General features: G+C 69.7%; 21 protein-coding genes. 10 read left to right on the top strand and 11 right to left on the bottom strand.

Annotated features, from left to right (window positions below; translation table 11 throughout):
* Position 1: 1 nt before the first annotated feature.
* Entirely contained in the window at positions 2–400 is a 399-nt protein-coding gene (locus AB0M24_RS11980; protein WP_363764751.1) for a helix-turn-helix transcriptional regulator, read from the bottom strand.
* Positions 401–534: 134 nt separating this feature from the next.
* On the opposite strand from AB0M24_RS11980, the gene AB0M24_RS11975 reads away from it, so the two are divergent.
* The 4 genes from AB0M24_RS11975 (at position 535) to AB0M24_RS11960 (ending at position 5,637) form a co-directional block, all read left to right on the top strand.
* Positions 535–1,026, top strand: a complete 492-nt coding sequence (locus AB0M24_RS11975; protein WP_363764748.1) for a molybdopterin-binding protein — start codon at positions 535–537, stop codon at positions 1,024–1,026.
* 278 nt (positions 1,027–1,304) lie between these two features.
* Positions 1,305–4,313, top strand: a complete 3,009-nt coding sequence (locus tag AB0M24_RS11970; protein WP_363764745.1) for a protein kinase — start codon at positions 1,305–1,307, stop codon at positions 4,311–4,313.
* Positions 4,314–4,359: 46 nt separating this feature from the next.
* The gene (locus AB0M24_RS11965) at positions 4,360–4,914 is read left to right on the top strand and encodes an EF-hand domain-containing protein (protein ID WP_363764742.1); all 555 of its coding nucleotides are present in this window, start codon (positions 4,360–4,362) and stop codon (positions 4,912–4,914) included.
* A 66-nt stretch (positions 4,915–4,980) separates the two neighbouring features.
* Complete coding sequence (locus AB0M24_RS11960) at positions 4,981–5,637, top strand: RraA family protein (RefSeq protein WP_363764739.1); 657 nt, start codon at positions 4,981–4,983, stop codon at positions 5,635–5,637.
* Here AB0M24_RS11960 and AB0M24_RS11955 read toward each other — a convergent pair.
* The gene (locus tag AB0M24_RS11955; protein WP_363764736.1) at positions 5,570–5,896 is read right to left on the bottom strand and encodes a hypothetical protein; all 327 of its coding nucleotides are present in this window, start codon (positions 5,894–5,896) and stop codon (positions 5,570–5,572) included. The two genes, AB0M24_RS11960 and AB0M24_RS11955, sit on opposite strands and share 68 nt — an antisense overlap.
* Before the next feature lie 13 nt (positions 5,897–5,909).
* Positions 5,910–6,287, bottom strand: a complete 378-nt coding sequence (locus AB0M24_RS11950; protein ID WP_363764733.1) for a hypothetical protein — start codon at positions 6,285–6,287, stop codon at positions 5,910–5,912.
* A 158-nt stretch (positions 6,288–6,445) separates the two neighbouring features.
* Between AB0M24_RS11950 and AB0M24_RS11945 the strand changes: the two genes are divergently transcribed.
* Complete coding sequence (locus AB0M24_RS11945; RefSeq protein WP_363764730.1) at positions 6,446–7,093, top strand: response regulator transcription factor; 648 nt, start codon at positions 6,446–6,448, stop codon at positions 7,091–7,093.
* Positions 7,094–7,096: 3 nt separating this feature from the next.
* On the top strand, positions 7,097–8,827 hold the full coding sequence (locus tag AB0M24_RS11940; RefSeq protein ID WP_363764727.1) for a sensor histidine kinase: 1,731 nt from the start codon (positions 7,097–7,099) through the stop codon (positions 8,825–8,827).
* A 4-nt stretch (positions 8,828–8,831) separates the two neighbouring features.
* Here the strand turns inward: AB0M24_RS11940 and AB0M24_RS11935 are convergent, their stop codons facing one another.
* From AB0M24_RS11935 to AB0M24_RS11910, 6 genes are all read right to left on the bottom strand, one after another.
* On the bottom strand, positions 8,832–9,407 hold the full coding sequence (locus tag AB0M24_RS11935; RefSeq protein ID WP_363764725.1) for a hypothetical protein: 576 nt from the start codon (positions 9,405–9,407) through the stop codon (positions 8,832–8,834).
* Positions 9,404–10,132: a hypothetical protein gene (locus AB0M24_RS11930; protein WP_363764722.1), complete on the bottom strand. Its 729-nt coding sequence runs from the start codon at positions 10,130–10,132 to the stop codon at positions 9,404–9,406. The genes AB0M24_RS11935 and AB0M24_RS11930 overlap by 4 nt, the downstream gene beginning before the upstream one ends.
* Positions 10,133–10,141: 9 nt before the next feature.
* Positions 10,142–10,486, bottom strand: coding sequence for a hypothetical protein (locus tag AB0M24_RS11925; protein ID WP_363764719.1), 345 nt, complete (start codon positions 10,484–10,486; stop codon positions 10,142–10,144).
* Positions 10,479–11,180, bottom strand: coding sequence for a hypothetical protein (locus AB0M24_RS11920; protein ID WP_363764716.1), 702 nt, complete (start codon positions 11,178–11,180; stop codon positions 10,479–10,481). The genes AB0M24_RS11925 and AB0M24_RS11920 overlap by 8 nt, the downstream gene beginning before the upstream one ends.
* Positions 11,181–11,246: 66 nt before the next feature.
* Positions 11,247–11,660 (bottom strand): hypothetical protein, encoded by a 414-nt coding sequence (locus AB0M24_RS11915; RefSeq protein ID WP_363764713.1) that lies wholly within the window; start codon positions 11,658–11,660, stop codon positions 11,247–11,249.
* A 35-nt stretch (positions 11,661–11,695) separates the two neighbouring features.
* Positions 11,696–12,895 (bottom strand): FAD-dependent oxidoreductase, encoded by a 1,200-nt coding sequence (locus AB0M24_RS11910; RefSeq protein WP_363764710.1) that lies wholly within the window; start codon positions 12,893–12,895, stop codon positions 11,696–11,698.
* A gap of 138 nt (positions 12,896–13,033) precedes the next feature.
* On the opposite strand from AB0M24_RS11910, the gene AB0M24_RS11905 reads away from it, so the two are divergent.
* On the top strand, positions 13,034–13,516 hold the full coding sequence (locus tag AB0M24_RS11905; RefSeq protein ID WP_363764708.1) for an Rrf2 family transcriptional regulator: 483 nt from the start codon (positions 13,034–13,036) through the stop codon (positions 13,514–13,516).
* Here the strand turns inward: AB0M24_RS11905 and AB0M24_RS11900 are convergent.
* Entirely contained in the window at positions 13,501–13,965 is a 465-nt protein-coding gene (locus AB0M24_RS11900) for a hypothetical protein (RefSeq protein WP_363764705.1), read from the bottom strand. The genes AB0M24_RS11905 and AB0M24_RS11900 overlap by 16 nt on opposite strands.
* 82 nt (positions 13,966–14,047) lie before the next feature.
* Here AB0M24_RS11900 and AB0M24_RS11895 point away from each other — a divergent pair, with 82 nt between their 5' ends.
* Complete coding sequence (locus AB0M24_RS11895) at positions 14,048–14,602, top strand: TetR/AcrR family transcriptional regulator (protein WP_363764702.1); 555 nt, start codon at positions 14,048–14,050, stop codon at positions 14,600–14,602.
* A gap of 9 nt (positions 14,603–14,611) precedes the next feature.
* Here the strand turns inward: AB0M24_RS11895 and AB0M24_RS11890 are convergent, their stop codons facing one another.
* The gene (locus tag AB0M24_RS11890) at positions 14,612–16,336 is read right to left on the bottom strand and encodes an AfsR/SARP family transcriptional regulator (protein WP_363764699.1); all 1,725 of its coding nucleotides are present in this window, start codon (positions 16,334–16,336) and stop codon (positions 14,612–14,614) included.
* A 124-nt stretch (positions 16,337–16,460) separates the two neighbouring features.
* Here AB0M24_RS11890 and AB0M24_RS11885 point away from each other — a divergent pair, with 124 nt between their 5' ends.
* Both AB0M24_RS11885 and AB0M24_RS11880 read left to right on the top strand, forming a co-directional pair.
* Positions 16,461–16,913 (top strand): hypothetical protein, encoded by a 453-nt coding sequence (locus tag AB0M24_RS11885; protein WP_363764696.1) that lies wholly within the window; start codon positions 16,461–16,463, stop codon positions 16,911–16,913.
* Positions 16,798–17,346, top strand: coding sequence for a VCBS repeat-containing protein (locus AB0M24_RS11880; RefSeq protein ID WP_363764693.1), 549 nt, complete (start codon positions 16,798–16,800; stop codon positions 17,344–17,346). The genes AB0M24_RS11885 and AB0M24_RS11880 overlap by 116 nt, the downstream gene beginning before the upstream one ends.
* Positions 17,347–17,361: the final 15 nt, after the last annotated feature.

Genomic DNA, 17,361 nt, shown 5'->3' with positions numbered 1-17,361 from the left:
CTCAGGCCTCCGGGATCTCGACGACGACGTTGGTGGACTTGATGGACGCGACCGCGACACTGCCGATCTCGAGCCCGAGCTCGTCGGCGGCCTCGCGGCTCATCAGCGACACGATGCGGAACGGCCCCGCCTGCATCTCGACCTGCGCCATCACGCCGTCCTTGAGGACTCGGGTGACGATCCCCCGCATCCGGTTGCGCGCGGACGCGGCCACGGTGACACCCGGCTCGGACGACTCGGTCATCGTCTGCACGAACGACGCGAGCTCCTTGCCGTCGATCGCCTTGCGCCCGTTGTCGAGCACCGTCGACGCCAGACGCCCGTTCTCGATCCACCGCCGCACGGTGTCGTCGCTGACACCCAGCAGCGCGGCAGCCTCACTGATCCGCAAATTCGGCACGGTTGACATAGTAAGTGCCGCTTTTGCGGATGCAAGCCCGGTGTGCGTTTGCGGATCGAATCGTAATCCAGATCCGCGGGTACGGCCCGATCGTGCGTTGTGTTCCGCAGGTTCGGGGTCGTACCGTGGAGGACGTGGACCTCTCGTTCGCACGCGTACCGACGCCACGCACCCCGGTCCCCGACGACCAGGTCCTGGTCACCGGGGACATCAGCGACGAATGGACGTTCTCCACCGCGCACCTCGACGCCCACGCGCGGGAGCCCGTCAACGTCTCGTACCGCACCACCCGTGTGCGCGAGGTCCACTGCGTGCAGGGCGTGCCGCTGCACGAGGTGCTCACGAAGGTCACGCTGCGCCTCGACCGGGGCAGCAAGATGGACAGGCTCAGCTTCGTCGTGGTCGCGACCTCGCAGGACGGCTTCCGCGCGGTGCTGTCGTGGGCCGAGGTCGACCCCGAGTTCGGTTCCTGCTCAGCCCTGCTCGCCACCCGCTACAACGGGCGCAGGCTCACCCGGCCCACCCTGGTGACCCCGCACGACGGCCGCTCCAGCCGGTACGTGCGCGACCTCGCCTGCATCGAGATCACCAGGGTCGGCGCCAGGTCCGCGGTCAGCCCCGGCTGAGCCCCGCGCGGCCCGCGTACCGGGCTGGTTGTACTTCGCCGTGCGGTCCGACCGCGACAGCGACCGGTCTTGATCCGGCCGCAGTTGACAATCACCCGCGTGCGCGCCGCCGAAGTACTGGTGACCGCGGCGGCGATATCTCCCCAGATGTGAGCCCTGAATCGAATCAGCACTTCCACTTCGATCATGGCACACCACGGAATGTGCGAAACCCGTAACTGTGTGCCGCAGTTGATCGATGATGAAGGGAACGGCCGTCGAGCAGGGGGAGCCTCGAGTTGCACAAGCGCCGGATCGTGGCCGGGGTCGCGCTCGCCGCGGCCGCGGTGTCGTTGGTCGTGTTCCTCGTGGTGCAGGGACTGGAGCGCGCGGACAAGGTCGGCAGTGTCGTCAGCGCGCTCGTCGCCGTGACCAGCCTCTGGTTCCTGCTGCCGAAGCCGGGCGGCGCGGATCCGATGAAGCTGCTCGAAGCCCTGCAACTGGATCCGTTGCGACGTGGCGATCCGCGCAGGATCGGTGAGTACTCGTTGCTCGGCCGTCTCGGGCCGGGCGCGATGGGCGTCGTGTTCCTCGGCGCGGACCGGCAGGAGGGCCGGCTCGCGGTCGTCAAGGTGCTGGGCGCCGATCTCGCGGGCAACCCGGTGAGCCGGGAGAGGTTCCGGCGCGAGAAGCGGTCCGTCGACGCCGTGGGGCAGGACGACGGCTTCCCGACGCTGCTCTCCTCCGACGCCGACGCGGAACAGCCGTGGTTCGCCACCGAGTACCTGCCCAGCCTTCCGTTGCAGGAGTTGGTGTCCAGGAACAACCCGTGGCGCCCGGCGGCGGTGGCGTGGCTGGCGGGCGCGATCGCGGCGAAGCTGCGGCTGATCCACGCCAAGGGGTTGGTGCACCGGGATCTGAAGCCCGCCAACGTGCTGCTGGGCGTCGAGGACGTCTGGATCATCGACCTCGGCATCGCGAAGAACCGCGAGGACGTCGACATCACCCGGCACGGGACGGTCGGCACGGTCGCGTTCATGTCGCCGGAGCAGGCTCGCGGGACCGACGAGGTCACGGCGGCGAGCGACGTGTTCTCGCTGGGCGCGCTGCTGGTGTACGCGGCGACGGGCACACCGCCGTTCGGCAACGACCTGGAGTCGACGACGCGCCGGATCCTCACCGGCGAACCGGATCTGAGCGGGCTCGCGGGGTGGGACAGCACGCTCACCGCGCTGATCCGGCGGTGCCTCGCCAAGGATCCGGCGGAGCGCCCGTCGTTGCAGGAGGTCATCGACGCGTGTGCGCCTTTCGCCGGTGCCGCACCGGAATGGGTGCGCGAACGGGCGGCGGGACGCAGTGAGGCGTTGAAGGCAGCGCAAGGTCCGGCTGCGGTTCCACTGTGGCGTCAGGCCAGGGCTCGGTGGACGGCGCTCGCGGCGGTCGTCGCGGTGCTGCTGGTGTTCGTGCTCGTCCCGGTCTTCCCAGGAGCACCAGGGAGCGCCGCGGCTTTGCCCACGTGCACGACGACGCCGGACACGACCCTGTACGTCGGCGCGTCCGCGGACAAGAGCGAGCTGTTCAAGGAGATCGCCGCCGACTACGGCACGCGGTCGGCCGACGGGCACTGCGCCCGGATCGAGATCACCGAGCTGAACTCCGGTGCCGCCGCGAACACGCTGGCACGCGGGTGGACCGCGTCGGACGGGCCGCGTCCGGACGTGTGGTCGCCGGCGTCCAGCGAGTGGCTCGACATCGCCCGCGACCGCGCTACGGGCAACACGAGCGCCATGGCGGCGTTGCCCGAGAAGACGCGCGGGCCGGTCGTCACGACCCCGGTGGTGATCGCGATGCCGCAACCCATGGCGGAGGCGCTCGGCTGGCCCGGCACGAAGGAGGTCAGCTGGCGGACGCTCGCCGACCTCGCGACGGACGCGCAGGGCTGGGGCCGCTACCAGAAGCCCTGGGGACCGTTCCGGCTCGGCAAGACCAACCCGAACTACTCGACCTCGGGCCTCAACGCGACCATCGGCGCCTTCCACGCGTTCCGCGCCAACACCGACTCCACCGGGCCGCTCAAGGACAGCGACGTCGACGACCCGGCCGCGCGCGGGTTCGTGCGGGACATCGAGCAGTCGATCGTCCACTACGGAGAGACGAGCCTGCACTTCATGCGCAACCTCCGCACCGCGGAACGCAAAGGACAGGTGCTCTCCTACATCTCGGCGCTGACCGTGGACGAGAGCTCGATGCTCGCCTACAACGCCGGCTACCCGAGCGGCGCACTGTCCACTGAGGACCCGCGTGAGGCCGAGCCCGCCACCAAGCTCGTCGCGATGTACCCGAAGGAAGGCACGATCTTCCACGACCACCCGTTCATCGAGCTCACCTGGCCGGACATGACGAAGGCGAAGCGGGAGGTCAGCGACGACTTCCTGCGCCACCTGCGGTCCGCGCCGGTGCAGAAGCGGTTCGGGCAGCTGGGTTTCCGCGATCCCTCGCACGCGTCGGGCGAGCTCGCCACCGACTCCAACGGCGTCGACCCCGCGTTCAAGGTGAAGGAGATGCCGACGCCGTCCGCGCGCACGCTGGACAAGGTGCTGACCGCGTGGAGTGCCGTGCGCAAGCCCGCGAACGTGCTGTTCGTCGTCGACACCTCCGGCTCGATGAAGTCCGGCGTGACCGTCAACGAACCCGAGAAGCAGAGCTGCGAGCAGGAACTGATGAAGCGGGACCCCGCGACGCAGTACTGCCCGTCCAAGATCGAGCTGATCAAGAAGTACCGCGGCGAGATCGTCAACGGCTTCACCGACTCCGACCGGCTCGGCCTGTGGAACTTCTCCACCGCGGGCTCCGCGGGAACGGGCCAGGGTTGCCGCGGCGACTACTGCGAGCTGCTGCCGATCAGCCCGCTGAACGAGGTCAGGCGCCAGGAGATCGCGGACAGGATCAGGGCGCTGCCGTCGGAGGGCGGCACCGGGTTGTTCGACACCGTCGACCAGGCCGTCACGACCATGCGGCAGAACCTCGACCGCAAGGCGATCAACGCCGTCGTGCTGCTCACCGACGGCCGCAACGACAAGAGCACCGGCCTGAACCTCGACCAGCTGCTCGACCGCATCAAGGTCACCGCGGACGCGGAGCCGGTCCGGGTGTTCACGATCGCCTACGGGTTCGCGTCCGACGAGGACGCGCGCGGGCGCGAGGAGCTGAAGAAGATCGCCGACGCGACGGCCGCCGGTGCGTACGAGGCCAAGGACCCCAGCACGATCGCGGACGACCTGGTCGCGGCGATCACGTCGAACTTCTGATGCCCGCGTTTGCGTCCTGGCCCTCCTGCGGCCAGAGTTCGTGGTCATGAACGAGGTTCTGCTGCAGAGGATCGACTCGACCTTCGACCACTACGACGCCAACGGCAACGGCGTCATCGAGCTCGCGGACCTCTACGCGCTCGCCAACCGGCTGCTGCGGGCGTTCGGCGAGCCCGCGGGCTCGGAGCGCGGCCGGGAGCTGATCGAGACCAGCGACAGGTTCTGGGAGACGCTGCTCGAGCACTGCGACGCCGACCGCGACGGCCGGATCACCTTGGAGGAGTACCGGGCGGCGATGGCGGCGACGTTCGTCGACGTCGACGAGTTCGACGACCTGTTCCTGGAGGTCTCGGAGTCGTTGCTGGCGCTCGCCGACACGAACGGCGACGGGCGGGTCGAGGCGGCCGAGTTCCAGGTGCTGCTGCAGGCCCGCGGACTGTCCGAGGCGGAGTGCAGGACCGCGTTCGCGCACGTGGACACCGACGGCGACGGCTCGATCAGCCTGCAGGAGTACGTGGACGCCGTGCACGACTACTACACGAACCCGGCCGAGGGCACGCCCGGGAGCTGGCTGTACCCGAGGTCGATGCAGCTGACGTAGTCGTTTCGACCTCACCATCGTGATTGCTTCCGCCGTTGAACCTCATCAGGGTGGAATGCTGGCCCGATGGTCAACGAACTGCTCGAACGGTTCCTCGCGGTCGACACGACGGCGATCTGCGACGCCGACCGGACCACTCGGGTGATGGACAGCGGAATCCAGGCCCGGTCGGCGGCGAAGCGGATCTTCGGGCCGGCGTTCACGGTGCGCTGCCGGGAGGACTTCCTGGCGGTGCTGCGGGCGGTCGAGACGGCCGAGCCGGGCGCGGTGATCGTGGTCGACGGCGGTGGACGGGAGACCGCGCTCGGTGGCGAGATGTTCGCGCGTGGGGCGTTGGTGCGGTCGTTGGGCGGTGTCGTCGTCGACGGTGGCTACCGCGACATGGCGTACGTGTCGACGTCGGAGTTGCCCGTCTACAGCCGGTTCGTGACGCCACGGGCGGGCACGGCCGTTCAGCTCGGCGAGCTGCAGGTGCCGGTGACGTGCGGCGGGGTCGTGGTGAATCCGGGCGACCTGGTGCTGGCCGACGACGAAGGGCTCGTGGTCCTCGACCCGCGCAGCGCCGAGGGGGTCCTCGACGCGGCGCTGGCCGTGAAGAACTCCGAGCACCGGGTGATCGACCTGCTGGACGCGGGCAAGACGCTGAGCGACGCGTTCAACGTCGCTCAGCACGTCGAGGCGCTCCATCGCGGCGAGCAGTCGGCGTTGCGCGCCCGCGAATGACCCGCACCCGGTGGCCCAGGTTCAGCAGACCGAAGCCGGCCAGGATCACCCCCAGCGCCACGACTCCGTACTCGATCGGGAACTCCCCGGTGGTGAACGCCGGGTCGGCGCCGCCGCGCAGTGAGTCGAGCAGCAGGTAGAGGGTCTGGAACGTGAAGGCCCACAGGTACGCGATGCCGTAGGCGACCGAGGCGGCGAGACGGCTGCGCAGGAAGTAGCCGAGCGGGAACGCGGCCAGAACGGTGATGATCGCGATCATGTCGTGTTCCTCCTCAGTCCGTGACGGCCGGAAGACGACGCTTGCCGGAGAACATGAGCACGACGGTGACCACGGTCAGCACCACGCTGAAACCGACCAGCGCCTTGATCGCCATGGGCACGTCGACGAAGAAGGCGGGCAGCCCCGTGAGCGTGTTCACGATGATCGCGCCGGCCGCGACGCGCAGGGCCACCTGGTTGCCACGCCACGCGAGGACGACGGCGACCAGGCCGATCACGCCCAGGACGCTGCCGAGGACGAGGACGGCCATCGGCGGTCCGGCCTCGCCTTCCGGCGCGGGAGTCAGAAAGCTCGGGATGTTGGTGAGCGAGTAGAGGCCGGCGATGACCAGGCCTGCCTTCTGCTTGGCGGTCGGCGATGTCGTGGACATCGGTGCTCCTTCGGTGGTCGTGGTGCGGACACGTCCACGATCGGTCGTGCGACCATCCCGTCCCCAGAGCATGCGCTCCCGGCGAGTTCCCGGAAAGTGCGCCCGACTCGGGAAGAACCTCCCGGGCCGGCGGGGCCCGCAAACGTCATCATGGTCCGGTGGAAACGATCCGCGTGCTCATCGCCGACGACCATCCTGTGGTCCGTCAGGGACTGCGGGCATTGCTGGGCACCCTCGACGAGTTCGAGGTGGTCGGTGAGGCCGCCGACGGAGACAGCGCGGTGCGCGAGGCGATGCTGCTGCGTCCCGATGTCGTGCTGATGGACGTGCGGATGCCGGGCAGCGACGGTGTCGGTGCCACGCGTCGTGTCCGCGCGAGCGTGCCGGACGCCGCGGTGCTGATCCTCACGATGTACGACGACGACGCCACGGTGTTCACCGCCATGCAGGCCGGCGCGCGCGGCTATCTCCTCAAGGGCGCGGGACAGGGCGAGATCGCCGCCGCCATCCGGGCGGTCGTCGCGGGACAGGCGATCTTCGGTCCGGGCATCGCCGCGCGGGTGCTCGACCACTTCGCCGCCGCGCCCGTGCCGGCGCCCGCCGACCCGTTCCCCGAGCTCACCCCGAGGGAGCATGAAGTCCTCGTGCTGCTCGCCGGGGGACTGCGCAACGCGGACATCGCCCGATCGCTGCACCTGTCCCCCAAGACCGTGAGCAACAACCTGACCGCGATCTTCGGCAAGCTCCAGGTGTCCGACCGCACGCAGGCCGTGATCCGCGCCCGCGAACGCGGACTCGGAGGGTGACCCGTGCAGGCCCTTCCTCTCGGGCTGGCGGTGGCGTCGGTCGCGACCGCGGTGAGCGGCGCCGGGCTGCTGCTGCGGCGGCGAGCCCACGTGTCGGCCACGCTGATGGTGTTCACCGGTACCGGAGGTGTGGCGGCCGCGGTGCTGCTGGCCACCGGTCGTGATCGGCTCGGCGAGATCGTCGTCGCGGTCGTGGCCGCGGTGCTCGCGCCGCTGGCATTGGTGACCTATCCGGCGGCGGGGTGGCGGCATCCCGCCGACTTCGCCGCGCTGGCGGCCCTCCTCTGCGGTGGCGTGATCACCACCGCGTACCGCACCGCGGACGTTGCCGCGCTGACAGCGCTGTTGCAGGCGTGCGTCGTGCTCGCGCACACGTGGTGGCGGATCGAGGTGGCCACCGAGCGCCGCCGAGCCCTGGTGTGGATGGCCCTGTCCCTCACCGTCACCACGCTGACCTTCGGCTTCGTGCTGTTCGCGGCGGAGGGCTTCTCCGACCCGGTGCTGCCCGCGCTCGCGGTGGCGGTGTTCGCTCTCGTGGGTCCGGCGATGTACGTCGGAGCGACGCTCCCGGACCTGGTCGACGTGCGCGGTCTGGTGGTGCGCTCCGTCGTCGGCGTGGTCGGCCTGGTCACGGTGATGTCCGTGTTCGTGCTCGGGCTGGCCCTGCTGCACGCCATCGGCTTCCCCGAGCCCAACGCCGGTGCGCTCGCGCTGGTCGCGGCGCTCTCCGCACTCGCGCTGCAGCCCACCCGCACGGTCCTGCGCGGGGTGATCGACCACCTGCTGTTCGGCGAACGTCCCGATCCTCTCGGCGCCGCGTCCCGAGTCGCCGGCACCATCGGCGAGGACCCGGTGCTCGCGCTCCGGGCGATCCGCGAAGCGCTGGTGCTGCCGTACGCGGCTCTGGTCGTCGACGACGAGCGGGTGGCCTCGTCGGGGACCGAGACGACCCACTCCCGCACTCTCGACCTCGACGGCGCCGGGCAGCTCGTCGTGGGGTTGCGGCCGGGCGATCTGGCCTTCTCCGAACCCGACGAGCACGTGCTCCGGCTGACGGTTCCCCTGCTGGCACAGGCGTTGCGGGCACGGGCACTCGCCGCGGACCTGATCGAGTCGCGTGGCCAGACGATCACCGCGGTGGAGGAGGAACGCCGCAGGCTCCGGCGCGACCTCCACGACGGCCTCGGTCCGCGGCTGACCGGTGTGGCGTTCACGTCCGACGCCGCCAGCAACCTGGTGCACTCCGATCCGGCCGCGGCGGTGGAGCTGATCGCCCAGCTGCGGTCGGACACGGTCCAGGCGATCGACGAGATCCGCAGGATGGTCTACGCGATGCGCCCGCCGGCCCTCGACGAGCTCGGCCTCGTCCCCGCGTTGCGCCAGCGGGCGACGGGCTTGCGCGACCGCACGGGTGCCGCGGTGACAGTGGACATCCGCGCTCCCGACGACCTTCCCGCTCTGCCGGCCGCCGTCGAGGTCGCGGCGTACCGGATCGTCGTCGAGGCGCTGACCAACATCGCCCGCCACAGCACCAGCCCGTCGGCGACGGTCCGGCTGGTGGCCGGCGAGGGCAGGCTCGACGTCGAGATCGCCGACCTCGGGCGTGGTGAGCCCTGGCGTCCCGGTGTCGGTCTGGCCTCGATGCGGGAACGCGCCGAGGAGCTGGGGGGCACGCTGGTCGCCGGGCCGGGGCCTGACGGTGGCAGGGTGACCGCCCGGTTGCCGCTCCCGTGACGCCTCACTTCGGTTGCACGGCCTCGAAAATCTGCTCGGCGAACGTGCGGGCCTCACCACGGCACGTCTCGCTGCGCGGGTCGCTCGGCTGCTTCCCGGAGTTGTAGCCGGTGAGCAGGTAGGCGTTCTCGTCGAGCAGTTCGAGGCGGCAGGAGGGGCCGTTGCTCGGGTCCGCCCAGCGAGCTTCGGAGGCGATGGACACACTCGGGTCCTTCTCCATGCCCTGCGGAGCGCTGAAGAAACCCGACCTCGCCCGTTCGGCACCGGACTGGTCCCGCACGTTGTCGTAGAGCTCGACCTGGATGAAGATCGCCCGGCCGTCGTTGTTCCCCGCGCTGTACCTGCAGTTCAGCGAGAGCCGGTCGGAACCGCGCTGCGGCTGTGACTCGACCGGCGGTGGCAGGGACGGCACCTTCCGCTGGATGGCCGCGCAGTCCGGGAAGGCGTCGAAGGCGTACTTGACCGGGCCCGGCGCCGGCGTGGTCGTCGGTGTGGGAACCGGCACGTACGTCGTCGTGGGGACCGGTTTCACGGTGCACGCGGCCAGCAACGTGATCATCACCAGGAGCAGTGGCCTCATCCCGTCACCGCCTGCGGCCAGCCCTGGGCGAGTTTGGGATCGCTCATCAGGCTCATGATGTCGCGCACCTTGCTGAGCGCCTCCACGAACCGGTTGGCGATGTCCACCAGGTTGTGCAGCGCGTCGCCGACGAGCGTGCCGATCGCGGTGGCCAGGGCGTCCACGGCGAACGGGATCTCGACGACGGTCGCCGCCTCGAGGGCAGCGCCGACCATGGCTCCGATGAAGTCGGTGGCCAGTTTGGACAGACGGACCATGTAGTCCACGTTGTACTTGGCGATGTCCATGAGCCACTTGCTGACCTGGTCCGCCTTGAGGCCGATGGCGGCGATCGCGTCGTTCTGCGGCGGGATCTTGTCCTGGTACGCGGCGCCGGCGTCGCCCTTCCAGTACTGCGCCAGGTGGTTCTTCTGGTGGGTCAGGCGGTTCACCGGCGCCTGCACGTCCTCCAGCCACTTGAAGGACTGCACGATCAGCGACACCACCGGGATGTGGTGCTCGACCGCGGTCCTGATCAGCTGGAAGACCTTCTCCATGTTGGCGCGGAGGTTGTTCATCGCGCGGTTGACGTACGGCAGGGCGGGACCGAGGACGAACCGCCACTCGAAGATGTGGTCCACCGTGGCGTTGTACCGATCGGCGCACTGGACGGCCTTGTTCTCCAGGTCGTCGTAACACCGGTCCAGTCGGGCCTTCACGAAGTCGGCGCCGGGCATCGCGGGCAAGCTGAGCTCCTAGACGTGGAAGGTCTTGTCGAGGTCGACCTCGACGAGACTCTCGGTGCGTTCGTACTCGTCGGCGATCTTGCGCAGTGTTTCGTCGATCTGACCGAACTCGGTGACCGCGCTCTGCAGCATCCGCTCCACGAACGCGCGGAACTCCTCGTACTGCCCGGCCTCGAGGTCGGCGTTCACGACGCCGATACCCAGAGTCGCGGGGTCGCCGACGAAGAACGCGAGAGGCGACAGGTAGGCGTCGCGCACGGCGTTCACGATCGGCTGCGTCTCGTCCGCGCGCTGCTGCCAGATCTTGGCCTCGTCGCGCAGTTTCTGCGTGACGACCTGGAAGTTGTCACTCATCCTCGTCCACCTCCCGCAGGACGTTGAAGTCCTCGAAGTACTCGTCGTCGGTCTCGCTGACGTCGTCGGTCTCCTCGAACCGCGGCCGGTCGTCGAGGTCGAGACCGAGGCCGGCGCGGACGAACAGCTGCAACGCGTCCTCGGACAGCACCGCGTCGGACGGGTTGTCGAGAGCCCGGGGATCGCCGTGGATGGCGATCGGACCTCCGTCGCCCACACGCATCACGAGATAGCCGAGCGGGCTGCGGACCTCGCTGAACGTCGCCGGCCGCGGCCGCGCGTCGCGGATCGCCTCGTACTGCTCGCCGATCGCGTCGAGCTGCGCGTCGGTCGCGGCCAGCCACTGCTCCAGCGACAGTTCCGCGGCGTCCACATAGGTGCTGTTCGGTGGCGGCGGCGCGGCCGGCTGCGGCGGGCGGTGCGTGAGCTCCACGCCGAGCGCACGTTGCACCGCGGCCACGTAGGTGTTGTAGAGCGCGGCCGGAAACGCTTGCGGCGGAACGTGTTCGTACCACCTGGGCCGGATTCTGACGTTCGTGACCATCCGCGACCTGTTCACCGTGACGACGACGAACCCGCTGCGATCGCGCGCGTCGTACGTCTCAGCTGGTTGCTGTTGCTCGAAACGAGCCCGAACCCTCGGATCGTCCGGAATGTTGAGCTCGGCCAGCTCAATGGACTCCAACGGCACCATATCCCCCGATACTCTTGCCTTCGGAGGAACATAGCGGTGTGCCGGGACCACCGCAGCGCAATCGGATCATCGGCCTCGGCGGGGTGACGGGATCACCAGGATGAGCGACAGCACCACCGTGAGACCCAGCAGGATCGCGTTCAGCCACTGGTCGCGCGGTTCGTACATGTGCAGCATCGTCATGTGGTAGTAGAAGTGCAGCACGTTGAACACGAGCAGAGCGGCGCCGGTCATCTGGACGACGAGGGCGTTGCGGGCCTTCGCCAGCGCGATGAAGCTCAGCACGGTGATGCCGAGGTAGAACGCGCCGACGTCCTTGATGAAGTGCTCGTTGAACGGGCCGAGCTGCGGCAGCCACCGCAGTCCGAGCCCGGGGAAGTCGTCGTAGAAGGACTGCGTGGCGAAGTAGGCGAAGACGCCGACGTACGCGCCCGTGACTCCCAGGAACGCCAGGCTGATCCGGTCCAGCAGCAGTTTCATGCCCTGTGGACGAGAGGGCGCCTCGGAACGTGACATCACGGGTACTCGGGCCATTCCACCTGAGGACCTGCCTGACTGAGCAGGGCTTGCGCGTCGTCGACCGGCGGGTAGATCCACTTCGAGTTGATCGTCGTCTTGAGGTCCTTGGCGTCGGACCCGCTCAGCTCGACCTCGCGGTCCCAGCCCGAGGTCGCGACCGCACCGGCGGGGCCGAGCGACAGGCACGTCACGTACGACGGCGGCTGGAACTCCACGAGCTGTTCCTGGAGGAGGTCCGCGGCGACGTTGTGCCCGGCGAGCTTGCCCTGCGGCAACGCGTGCTGACAGCTCTGCATCACCACGCGCCCTTCCCTGGGCGAGACTGGCGCCGCCGTGTCCCCCGCCGCGTACACGTCCGGCAGGCCGCGCACCCGCAGGTACTCGTCGACGTCGAGCCGGCCGAGCTTGTCCTTCTGCCCCGGGACGAACGACGTGAGCGGGCTCGCGGTCATGCCCGCGGTCCACACGACGGTCGCCGTCGGGATCGTGGTGCCGTCGGAGAGGATGACGCCGGAGCGGTTGACCTCCTGGAGGCTCACGCCCAGCTTCACCTCGACCGAGAGCTCGGCCAGCGCCTTCTCGATCTGGGGCCGGGGACCCGCGCCGAGTTCCGGGCCGACCTCGTCGAGCCGTTCGACGAGGACCACCCGGACCTCTTCCGCCGGCGCCAGTGCCCGCAGCCTGCCGACGAGCTCGGTCGCGAGCTCCAGCCCCGTGAAACCCGCGCCGACCACGACGGCGGTGAACCGGCCGGGCTGGTCGGGCAGTCGGTGCAGGTGTGACTCGAGGGCGGCCGCGCCGGCCATGGTGTCGATGTCGAAGAGGAGCTCGGCGCCGGGCAGCGAGGGCTTGACCACCTGGCTGCCCGAGGCCAGCACCAGCCGGTCGTAGGAGTGCTGAGCCGTGGTGCCGTCGCGGTGGATCGCGCTGACGGTGCGGGACTCCGTGTCGATCCCGGTGACCGTGGCCGCGATCCGGCGCACCCCGATCGGGCCGAGGACGCGGTCGAGCGGCACGCGCATCCGGTCGGGATCCGCCTCGTAGAGCCGCGGCCGGATGACCATGTCGTCACCGGCGCTGATGAGAGTCACGCGCAAGTCCTCTTCGGACGCACCCAGTTCCTCGCGCAGCTTGACGGCACTCGCGGCGCTCCAGACACCGGCGAAACCACCGCCAACAATCAGGACATTGGACATCCAGATTCCTCCTCCACCGGACCCGTTCCCCAGCAGTCGAAAGGTAGGGAACCTGGATATTCGACGTCAAGGTTCCCGACGGGTGAATCGGTGCGGAACCTTGACATCGGTCATCCTGGATACCTAACGTCCGATATCATGCGGATGAACCAGGGCGTCGAGTGGGCGGTGCACGTACTGCTGTCACTCGCCTGGGTGGACGACGGCGAACCGGTCTCCACGGCCGCACTGGCGGCCAGCTACGACCTCCCCCACGCGTACCTGAACAAGCAGCTGCAGGCACTGGTCAAGGCAGGCCTGCTGGAGTCGCTTCCCGGCGCCCGCGGCGGTTTCCGACTGGCCCGCCCCGCCGCCAAGATCACGCTGATGGACGTCGTGACCGCGATCGACGGCCCCGAGCCGGCGTTCCACTGCACCGAGATCCGCAAGCAGGGCATGGGCGCGGCCGCCCCGAAGAGCTCGTTCCGGCACCCGTGCGCGGTGACGACGGCGATGCGCCGCGCCGAGCTGGCCTGGCGCCAGTCCCTCGCCGCGCAGACGATCGCCGACGTGAAGGCCGAGGCCGAGGCGCACGCTCCGGCGATCGCGGGAGTCACGCGCCGCGCTTACGGCCGCGACTGAACAGTGCTGCGACGCTTGAGGTAGTACCGCGCGACCGCGACCGTCGCCGCGAGGAACACGACCTGCATCAGCGTGCGCGGCACCAACTGGTCGTCCCACGACACCGGACCGCTCAAAGCCTTCTGCACGTTCGCCGGGAACATCGCGACCAGCATCGCGGTGAGCCCCAGCGCAGACCACCCGGCGGTCCGCGACCACAGCAACGCCGCCGCGCCGAGCAGTTCCAGCACACCGGTCACCGTGACCAGCAGCCCCGGCGCCGGCAGGACCGGCGGCACCATCGCGATCAGCTCCTCGCGCAACCCGACGAAGTGCGCTCCCCCGGTCAGCGTGAACATGACCGCGAGCCCGCCCCGCAGCGCGACCGGCCAACTCAATCTCGCCACTCCGAGCTTGCCCACCACCAGCAGCAACGACGTAACAACCACCAACGCGATGAGCGGAGCCATTCTCCGCACCCCCTTCTGCCGCAACTTGTCACCGACAAGATTGCGCGTGGCACGACATCTTGTCAACGGTAAGATGGGCGTCGTGCCTCCCTACCACCACGGCGACCTGCGCCGCGCCGTCCTCGCCGCCGCCGTGGACGCGATCACCGAGCACGGCCCCGCGAACGTCAGCCTCCGCGACCTCGCCCGCCGCGTCGGCGTCTCGCACGCGGGCCCCGTCCACCACTTCAAGGACAAGGCGGGTCTGCTCACGGCGTTGGCCGCCGAGGGCTTCGCACTCCTGGCCGACGCCCTCAACGCCACCCGCGCGGAGACCGACTCGTTCGTCGAACTGGGCGTGACCTACGTGCGCTTCGCCGTGCGGCACCGCGCGCATTTCGAGGTGATGTTCCGTCCCGACCTGCTGCACACCGACGACCCCGTCCTGGCCGAGGCACGCGACCGGGCGGGCGCGGAACTGGCGGGCGGGGTCGAGGACCTCGGCGAGGAGAAGACCGGCGACCAGCGGACCGCGGGCGTGGCGGCGTGGTCGATCGTGCACGGGTTCGCCACGTTGTGGAACACCGGGAACCTGGGCGCGAGCGACGACCCCGAGGAACTGGGACACCGGGTGGCGGCGATGCTGTTCGGCGACTGAGCGGGTGGCCTATCCGGTACGCGAGCAGGGCCGGAAACCTCCCTGGCGCGGTGCGGGCAGGCAACGGGCGGCGGCGATCGCGTGGCGCCGCAGGAGGTCGTGCACCCGGTAGCGGTCGCGGGTGTCCCTGGCGACGAGGGACGCGTGCTCCAGCCGCCGCAGCACGGCTCTGGCCTCGTGCTGAGGCAGGCCGAGGAGCACAGCGGCACCGAGCAGGCTGATGTCCGGGCCCGGCGCGAGGCTCAGCACCGTGAACGCCCTGGTCTCGGCCGCGGTCAGGTGGCGGTACGACCACGACAGCACGTCCGGCAGGCTCGCCGCCGGGTCCTCGCTGTCCAGCGCCGCGAGCCCGCGTTCGCGCAGGTCCGCGGCGAAGCTCGCGAGCGAGGCGTCCGGCCGGTCCCGGGCCAGTCCGGAGAGAACGCTCAGCGCCAGTGGAAACCCGCCGCACAGCTCGATCAGCGCGTCGACCGCGGCGGGTTCCGCCGCGACCCGGCCACCGAGGCGACTCACCAGCAGCGCGCGGGCGTCGGCGGCGGGCAACGGCTCGAGCAGCACCTGACGGGCGTTGTGCGCGGTGACCAAGCCGGGCAAGCGGTTGCGGCTCGTCACCACGACGGTGCACGTGCCGCCGGGCAACAACGGGACGACCTGTGCGGCATCGACGGCGTTGTCCAGCACCACGATCATGCGTCTGCCCGCGGACATGCTCCGGAACATCGCGGACCGCGCGTGGAGGTCGGCCGGAATGCGCCCGGCGCCCAGCCCGTCGAGGAACCCGTGCAGCGCCACGGCCGGGCTCATCGGGCGACCCGACGAGCTGAACCCGTGCAGGTCGACGAACAGCTGGCCGTCCGGGAACAGGTCCGCGTGCGCCCAGTGCAGCGCCAGCCACGTCTTCCCGATGCCACCCGCACCGGCGACCGCGGTGATGCCCGGCGTGAGCTCGATCCGCCGTCCGACGAACGGCGCGGGCGCGGCGGGCAGCTGCCGCGGCACGGTGCCCACCCTGCCCGCGATCAGGCCGGGCGCGCCGACGAGGATCTGCTCGTGCAGCTGCCGCAGCTCGTGGCCGGGATCGAGACCGAGCTCCTCGACCAGTGACCGCCGGGTCCGGTGGAAGATCCGCAGCGCTTCCACCTGCCGGCCGGACCGGTACAGGGCGAGCATCAGCTGCCGCGTCAACCGCTCGTCGAACGGGCTGCGCGAGAGGCGGCCGGACAGGTCCGCCACCAGCTCGCCGCCTTGACCGACGCGCAACCGGGCGTCGTCCAGATCGCGTTCCGCGGCAAGGCGTTCCTGCCGCAGTCTGTCCCGTTCGGCCTCCGCCCAGCGTCCGGTCAGGCCGGTCAGCGGCTCACCCTGCCAGAGCGCCAGCGCCTCGGTCAGCATCGGCACCGAGTCACCCGCACGAGCGCGCAGCTCGCGAAACCGGAACAGGTCCACAAAGGACTCTTCCGCCACCAGCACGTACCCACCGGAACGACGACCGATCTCCACGGCACCGCCGAACGCCCGTCGCAACCGGGAGAGGTACGTCAGCAGCGTCGCCCTGGCCCGCCACGGCGGGTGCTCACCCCACACCCGCTCGGTCAGCGCCTCCACCGACACCACCCGGTTGACGTCCACCGCCAGCGCCGCCCACACACATCGTTGTCTCGCAGGCCCCAGATCGACGGCACGACCGTCGATCCGAGCCGTGATCTCCCCCAGAAGACACAGCTCCACCCCCATGCCCCACCCCCAGTACTCGTACATATCGCCCTGACCAGTCGATTTCAGGAAAACACCGAGGATTCACACGAACGGCGGCCGACCATGGCGGCGTGAACGGACATCAACTGGGGGTACCGAACACATGAAACGCAAGCTGATCATCGCGACCGTCGCCCTGCTGGGGTTCACGGTCGTCCAACCGGCGGTCGCGGATGTGAAACCGCTGTCCGGATCCGGGTTCTTCGACATCGTCGCGAGGCAGAGCAACAACACCCTGGACGTCTGGCGCAACGTCAACGGGCTGCGCCAGCCGACGTTCCCCGCCGGGCCGAGGCAGATCGGGCAGGGCTGGGACAACCCGTACCGGGTGAAGTTCGCGGACCTCGACGGCGACACCTACGACGAGCTCGTCTCGGTCGACTACCCGTCCGGACGGGTGCGGGCGTTCCGCAACGTCAACGGCGCGTTCCCCGGCGGCGGTGTCGTCATCGGGACCGGCTGGGGACGACCACACCGCCACCTACTTCGCCGACATCGACGGCGACGGCCGCGACGAGATCATCTCGCTGCGGATGAGGGGCGAGAACGCGGGTGAGATCTGGGCCTGGCACAACAACAAGGGCATCGCCACCGACACCTACAACACCGGTCCCGTCCCCATCGGCCGCGGCTGGGACACCATGCTGCCGTTCAACATCTACTTCGCCGACCTCACCGGCGACGGCAGGGACGAGATCATCTCGCTGCGGCTCGACGGCGAGATCTGGGCCTGGCGCAACGTCAACGGCGCCTACACCGCGGGCTACACCGTGATCGGCCGCGGCTGGACCGAGGAGTACGGCTGGCAGGTCAAGTTCGGCGACGTCGACAACGACGGGCGCGCCGAGCTGATCTCCACGCTGAACGGCGCGGTGCGGGCCTGGCGCAACACCAAGGGCCTCACGCCGGACAGCTACGCCGGATCGCCCGTCACGATCGCGACGGGCTTCAACGGTGCCGACACGTACTTCGCCGAGATCGTCCCGTGACGAGAAGGAGCACGA

Origin of the sequence: Lentzea sp. NPDC051838 (genome assembly GCF_040681245.1) — a bacterium.
GTDB lineage: Bacteria > Actinomycetota > Actinomycetes > Mycobacteriales > Pseudonocardiaceae > Lentzea.
Note: the sequence above shows the minus strand (reverse complement) of the source record. Positions and strands in the feature narration are given on the sequence as shown.

What these genes read in the sequence shown, in the direction of transcription:
- AB0M24_RS11900 (WP_363764705.1), bottom strand. Translation starts at nt 13,965, where the DNA reads ATGGCTCCGCTCATCGCGTTGGTGGTTGTTACGTCGTTGCTGCTGGTG.
- AB0M24_RS11955 (WP_363764736.1), bottom strand. Translation starts at nt 5,896, where the DNA reads ATGATCGCGATCATCACCGTTCTGGCCGCGTTCCCGCTCGGCTACTTC.
- AB0M24_RS11915 (WP_363764713.1), bottom strand. Translation starts at nt 11,660, where the DNA reads ATGAAACTGCTGCTGGACCGGATCAGCCTGGCGTTCCTGGGAGTCACG.
- AB0M24_RS11960 (WP_363764739.1), top strand. Translation starts at nt 4,981, where the DNA reads ATGGTCAACGAACTGCTCGAACGGTTCCTCGCGGTCGACACGACGGCG.
- AB0M24_RS11890 (WP_363764699.1), bottom strand. Translation starts at nt 16,336, where the DNA reads ATGGGGGTGGAGCTGTGTCTTCTGGGGGAGATCACGGCTCGGATCGAC.
- AB0M24_RS11925 (WP_363764719.1), bottom strand. Translation starts at nt 10,486, where the DNA reads ATGAGTGACAACTTCCAGGTCGTCACGCAGAAACTGCGCGACGAGGCC.
- AB0M24_RS11965 (WP_363764742.1), top strand. Translation starts at nt 4,360, where the DNA reads ATGAACGAGGTTCTGCTGCAGAGGATCGACTCGACCTTCGACCACTAC.
- AB0M24_RS11910 (WP_363764710.1), bottom strand. Translation starts at nt 12,895, where the DNA reads ATGTCCAATGTCCTGATTGTTGGCGGTGGTTTCGCCGGTGTCTGGAGC.
- AB0M24_RS11905 (WP_363764708.1), top strand. Translation starts at nt 13,034, where the DNA reads ATGCGGATGAACCAGGGCGTCGAGTGGGCGGTGCACGTACTGCTGTCA.
- AB0M24_RS11885 (WP_363764696.1), top strand. Translation starts at nt 16,461, where the DNA reads ATGAAACGCAAGCTGATCATCGCGACCGTCGCCCTGCTGGGGTTCACG.
- AB0M24_RS11920 (WP_363764716.1), bottom strand. Translation starts at nt 11,180, where the DNA reads ATGGTGCCGTTGGAGTCCATTGAGCTGGCCGAGCTCAACATTCCGGAC.
- AB0M24_RS11950 (WP_363764733.1), bottom strand. Translation starts at nt 6,287, where the DNA reads ATGTCCACGACATCGCCGACCGCCAAGCAGAAGGCAGGCCTGGTCATC.
- AB0M24_RS11935 (WP_363764725.1), bottom strand. Translation starts at nt 9,407, where the DNA reads ATGAGGCCACTGCTCCTGGTGATGATCACGTTGCTGGCCGCGTGCACC.